The organism is Vibrio sp. Y10_XG_PY6, from assembly GCF_024181795.1.
Taxonomy (GTDB): Bacteria; Pseudomonadota; Gammaproteobacteria; order Enterobacterales; family Vibrionaceae; genus Vibrio; species Vibrio diabolicus.
Map to the genome: position 1 here is coordinate 1 of NZ_JAMZAQ010000014.1, position 4,482 is coordinate 4,482.

Here is a 4,482-nt window from a genome sequence, read left to right on the forward strand (position 1 = left end):
TTTTCTTGAGGACGTTCATTACCTTAGAAAAGGATCGTTGAGATCCCAGCTCTTTGGTTGTAATCTCAATCCCCAGATGTGACAAAACCGACCCTGCAAGGTCGGCTTTGATCGGAATACTTACCGGTTTGACGGCCTGTGTAAGTCCTTTCATGATAGCCCATATCGTTTAAGCACTTCAAGTATTCCTGCACTCTGTTTGGACTCAAGATGTTTTGGACAGAGCGATGCGCATCAGCCACCGACCAAGGGAAGTTCCAAAGGTGGCAGGTAAAGGCACTAATCAAAACTTGCGAAAGCACGATAAAACCGCTCTCTTGTAGCTGCTAGAGGGAGAACTGCGGAAAAGGAATAATTGATTAGTGTTGTGAGACTGGAATGGGGGCGTAAAGCCTTACTCACAGCGCAGGGCAGCCCGAAAGGGAAGAGACTTACCCAATCTGAAAGCGACCAAAAAGATACCCAAATCACTCATAAATTTGAGTTGAAATGGGTAGGGGTCGGCGCAGCCGAAAGGGTGGTTTGCGCTAGCTTGGCTAGCCTCCTCTTTGCTCTTACTGTCATTGTTTGATACTTCATGATTTCCCTTATTTGCATTTCTTTATCTTACTTTCTATCTTTTGTTAAGCACATAAGCAAGGCTACACAAAGACCCCTCCACTTCGTTACGTTGTCATTGTGCCTTGTAAGGGACGCTACGCTCCCTTAACCCTAGTTAAAAGCACTCAAACTAAAGAATTGCCATGACTGAAAAGAAGAAAGTAATACGAGAAAAGTCCATCAAGATCAGAGTCACTGAGACTGAACTTCAAGCTCTGAAAGATCGGTGTGATGGTGCGGAATTAGCTCCTTGGGTGAGAGAGACTTGTCTTGGGGAACGGACTCTTAAAAGAGCCAATGTTCCTAAAGTAGACCCCGCATTATTGCGCCAGTTATCTGGACTTGGAAATAACTTGAATCAGATCACTAGAGTAGTGAATACCCAGAATTATGATGTCGTGAATGTGGTTCAAGTATTGGCTCAACTTTCAGCAATCGAGCGTCAGCTTGGGCAAATAATGGCACAGTATGAGATCTCAGTATGATTGTTCAGTTCGCTCGTAGAGGTAAGGGCGTTGGGAGTGGCCCTGTTGATTATCTCTTAGGGAAAGATAGAAATCGGGAGAGGGCGACACTCAATCAAGGCGATCCTGATTTAGTTCAATCACTCATTGATTCGAGTCCTTACGCCAAAAAGTACACATCGGGCTTTCTCTGTTTTGCTGAAACGGACTTATCACAAGAGATTAAAGATCGCCTCATGGCTGATTTTGAAAAGGCTTTGTTACCAGGCTTAGACAAAGACCAATACTCCATTCTTTGGGTAGAGCATCTTGATAAAGGGCGGTTAGAGCTGAATTTTGTTATTCCAAATATTGAGCTTCATTCTGGCAAGCGACTTCAACCTTACTACCACTTTGCAGACAATCCTCGTATCGATGCGTGGCGCACCATTAAGAATCTTGAACTAGGGCTTCATGACCCAGATGACCCTGCTAATCAGCAAGGCTTGGTGAGTGCTAAAGACACTCCATCCGATGCAAAAGAGATTCAGCAACTTCTTACCGATGGTCTACTTAATCTTGCTCAATCAGGCGCGATCCGTAGTCGAAAAGGGGTAATTGGTGCGCTTGAAAGCAAAGGATTTGAGATTGCCAGAGTGACAGCTAAAAGCATCAGCATTAAGAATCCCGAAAGTGGGAAACGAAACATAAGATTAAAAGGTTTGTTGTATGAGCAAGATTTTGAATATGGCGAGGGACTTCAATTCGCAATCGAAGAAGCAAGCCAACGCTATCGAGCAAACGCTAAAGAAAGACTTCGAGAGGCACGAACAACGTATTCAAGATGCGTTGAAATCAAGCGAGCAGAAAATCATAAACGACATCCAAGAGCAGCAATCACGTTTGAATCTCTTGGTGATGAAAACATGGATTTGGTTGCCAGTGACCCTGTTATTTTTGGTGATCGTCAGTTACGGGATCGCTTGGTATCAAGGGCAGACGATATTAGACAATCAGAAAAAGATAGCCCGCCAAAAAGCGATCCTAGAGCAGTTCCAGAACAAGACTTGGGGGCTTTCTCTGTACGAGAGCCAGAAAGGGGAACGTTTTATTGTGATACCAGAGGGTTACTCGATTCTGGAGGGGTGGACAATGAACGATGGCAAGAACGAGCTGATCAAGTTGGAGAGGAAATAAATGACCGAGCTAGAGAAACAACTTTTGCACGCCTTCGAGGTTTTAGAGAGGCAGCACAAGGAGCAGCACAGCGAGTTCGTGAAGCTCTACAAGGATTTAGAGAAAAGATTCGAGCAGAGCAGCGAGGAGAACCAACGCTTACAGAGCAGTGTGAGCAGCTTGACCATGCAAGTAAACAACTTGACGCAGCAGCTCCAGTCGTTGGAAAAGCAATACAGCAAGAGCAGTCGTTAGCACGACAAAATCGCAGAGGTCGAGGTTTCGGATTTAATCGTTAATACATTTGAAAATACGCTTGCCAGGAGTACAATGTACTCCTATTCTTTTGGGAGAGGATCGGGTTATTAGCTACGCATTAGAGTTTATTGAAACGCCATTGTTTGAATCTCAGCGAAAAGAGATGCTCACGGATGAAGAGTTTCGAGCGTTGCAGTCAGACATCATCAAAAACCCAGAAATGGGATCGTTGATTGTCGGAACGGGAGGGCTAAGAAAAGTTCGCCTTGCTGGAGAATCGACAGGTAAGAGTGGTGGTTATCGAACGATTTACTTACTGATCCAACCTGATGTTGTCTATTTGGTGTTGCTGTACAAGAAAGGGAGAAAGGACTCTTTAACTCAGAAAGAGAAGAATCTCCTTAAAGAAGTGTCGAGGTCGATTAAGAGAGAGTATGACAATGAGCAATAGTATTTTTGATGAACTTTATACATCGATGAAGCAAGCCGAAGCGATTGCAAAAGGAGAGCAGACTCCTGCGAATGTCACTCGTTATGAGATTGCCGATGTTAAAGCGATCCGAGCACAACTGGATGTCAGCCAAAAAGAGTTGGCACAAGCGATGGATGTGAGTATTGATACCGTGAAAAGTTGGGAGCAAGGACGGAGAAATCCGACAGGTTTAGCAAGCAAAGTCCTAACTCTACTCTCTAAAGAGCCAGAGCTTTATGCGAAGTTTTCAGTTTAAAGATTAAGAGGTGTCTATGAGTGCAGCTGTTACTTTTGAGCAATTCTGTCAGCGTTACGAGTACGATCCGAGAAGTTCGTTATCTCGATTTGAATATGAGAAGTACAAAGAGAAGAAGTACAAAGAGAACTTAGAGATAGCTAACGAGCTGATCACCAAAGATGCCATCGATAAGATGAAAACATAGAAAAAACGCCCTTAGAGGGCGTTTTTTGTTTCAATCGAACTGCGAACTTTTTGTCCTGTAAATCGCTCTGAAAGCGTCACAAACTTACAGCCCGATTTCTGGCTAATTAGGTAAGGATAAGTGCTTAAAAACGCTCCAGGAGCGTTTTGAGAGCGTCAGATTGGCGTTTTGAGATGCTAAGTCGGCTATTTAACGTAATAGGAATAATAATCACCACCACAACGTTATGTTGCTTTAAATTATGAGCTTCTTTGCTTCGATTTGAAGCCATTCAAATGTGTTTTTGGGCTCTCCATGCATTTCCATTTGATGCCAAAGTTTTTCAAATGACAAAATAGTGACTTGTAGAGCAACTTCTTCATTTCCAATTTCCATTGTTAAATTTTCGAGAAGTTTAATCGTATGAGCATCTACTAAAGTGTCGTATTTTTTTATTTTACACAAAGCCATAACGCAATACTCACAAAGTGTTGATATGCATGTAACTTTATAATAGTGCTCAATTGCGTATATAGTGGTTTTTTTTGGCCTAAGTCTATTAAGAACGTTCAATTGCTCACACAAACCTAGTCTTAAATATGATGTGTATGAGATAAATGGGATAAAGCGTGAAACTAAAAATTTATTTTAAAACATCGAATAACAAAGGCTTTGAAATCGCATCATATCAAGAACATTACGAGACAATTGTTGCTCAATGGCTTTCGTTAGGTCGTACACTAGAATCGAGTTCTTTTTTCCTTGTGCTGTACGATGATGATGGTAAGTGTGTAGATGCCAAATATCTTTCAAAAAATAATTTTAGTCGATTGCTGATAGAGTGGGACTGCTTTGGTTTAAAAGAAAGTAATGAGTAATTTAACGTAACACTCGTTGTGCGAACTGAACGATAGAACGCAAAAGGTTGCCCAAACCGGCGACCTTTTTTACATCTGGCAGATACGAAAAACGCCTCCCAATGGGAGGCGTTTTTCTTGAGGACGTTCATTACCTTAGAAAAGGATCGTTGAGATCCCAGCTCTTTGGTTGTAATCTCAATCCCCAGATGTGACAAAACCGACCCTGCAAGGTCGGCTTTGATCGGAATACT

8 protein-coding genes and 1 pseudogene are annotated in these 4,482 nt (G+C 42.5%); 8 read left to right on the forward strand and 1 reads right to left on the reverse strand.

The features are described from left to right. The first annotated feature begins 743 nt into the window (after positions 1-743). From NL644_RS23000 to NL644_RS23020, 7 genes and pseudogenes are all read left to right on the forward strand, one after another. Positions 744-1,085, forward strand: a complete 342-nt coding sequence (locus tag NL644_RS23000; RefSeq protein WP_025607773.1) for a MobC family plasmid mobilization relaxosome protein — start codon at positions 744-746, stop codon at positions 1,083-1,085. Then, positions 1,082-1,783: pseudogene (locus tag NL644_RS23120) on the forward strand (relaxase/mobilization nuclease domain-containing protein); the annotation flags it as partial. The gene NL644_RS23000 and the pseudogene NL644_RS23120, both read left to right, overlap by 4 nt. A gap of 7 nt (positions 1,784-1,790) precedes the next feature. Beyond that, a complete protein-coding gene (locus NL644_RS23125) occupies positions 1,791-2,240 on the forward strand; it encodes an MbeB family mobilization protein (protein ID WP_353616425.1) in 450 nt (149 codons plus the stop codon). Further along, positions 2,241-2,474: an MbeD/MobD family mobilization/exclusion protein gene (locus tag NL644_RS23130; protein WP_169567099.1), complete on the forward strand. Its 234-nt coding sequence runs from the start codon at positions 2,241-2,243 to the stop codon at positions 2,472-2,474. Between the two features lie 61 nt (positions 2,475-2,535). Then, entirely contained in the window at positions 2,536-2,928 is a 393-nt protein-coding gene (locus NL644_RS23010) for a type II toxin-antitoxin system RelE/ParE family toxin (RefSeq protein ID WP_224723981.1), read from the forward strand. Then, the gene (gene nadS / locus NL644_RS23015) at positions 2,918-3,205 is read left to right on the forward strand and encodes a NadS family protein (protein WP_029946694.1); all 288 of its coding nucleotides are present in this window, start codon (positions 2,918-2,920) and stop codon (positions 3,203-3,205) included. The genes NL644_RS23010 and nadS overlap by 11 nt, the downstream gene beginning before the upstream one ends. 16 nt (positions 3,206-3,221) lie before the next feature. After that, positions 3,222-3,392 carry a hypothetical protein gene (locus NL644_RS23020; RefSeq protein ID WP_005398424.1) on the forward strand — a complete coding sequence of 57 codons (171 nt, stop codon included), beginning with the start codon at positions 3,222-3,224 and terminating at the stop codon, positions 3,390-3,392. Positions 3,393-3,626: 234 nt separating this feature from the next. On the opposite strand, the gene NL644_RS23025 is transcribed toward NL644_RS23020, so the two are convergent. Continuing rightward, complete coding sequence (locus NL644_RS23025; RefSeq protein ID WP_031819061.1) at positions 3,627-3,842, reverse strand: hypothetical protein; 216 nt, start codon at positions 3,840-3,842, stop codon at positions 3,627-3,629. A gap of 158 nt (positions 3,843-4,000) precedes the next feature. On the opposite strand from NL644_RS23025, the gene NL644_RS23030 reads away from it, so the two are divergent. Continuing rightward, on the forward strand, positions 4,001-4,249 hold the full coding sequence (locus tag NL644_RS23030; RefSeq protein ID WP_005398517.1) for a hypothetical protein: 249 nt from the start codon (positions 4,001-4,003) through the stop codon (positions 4,247-4,249). The last annotated feature ends 233 nt before the right edge of the window (positions 4,250-4,482 follow it).

Coding starts and splice junctions, on each gene's coding strand:
- NL644_RS23130 (WP_169567099.1), top strand. CDS start 2,241: ATGACCGAGCTAGAGAAACAACTTTTGCACGCCTTCGAGGTTTTAGAG.
- NL644_RS23025 (WP_031819061.1), bottom strand. CDS start 3,842: ATGGCTTTGTGTAAAATAAAAAAATACGACACTTTAGTAGATGCTCAT.
- NL644_RS23125 (WP_353616425.1), top strand. CDS start 1,791: ATGGCGAGGGACTTCAATTCGCAATCGAAGAAGCAAGCCAACGCTATC.
- nadS (WP_029946694.1), top strand. CDS start 2,918: ATGAGCAATAGTATTTTTGATGAACTTTATACATCGATGAAGCAAGCC.
- NL644_RS23020 (WP_005398424.1), top strand. CDS start 3,222: ATGAGTGCAGCTGTTACTTTTGAGCAATTCTGTCAGCGTTACGAGTAC.
- NL644_RS23000 (WP_025607773.1), top strand. CDS start 744: ATGACTGAAAAGAAGAAAGTAATACGAGAAAAGTCCATCAAGATCAGA.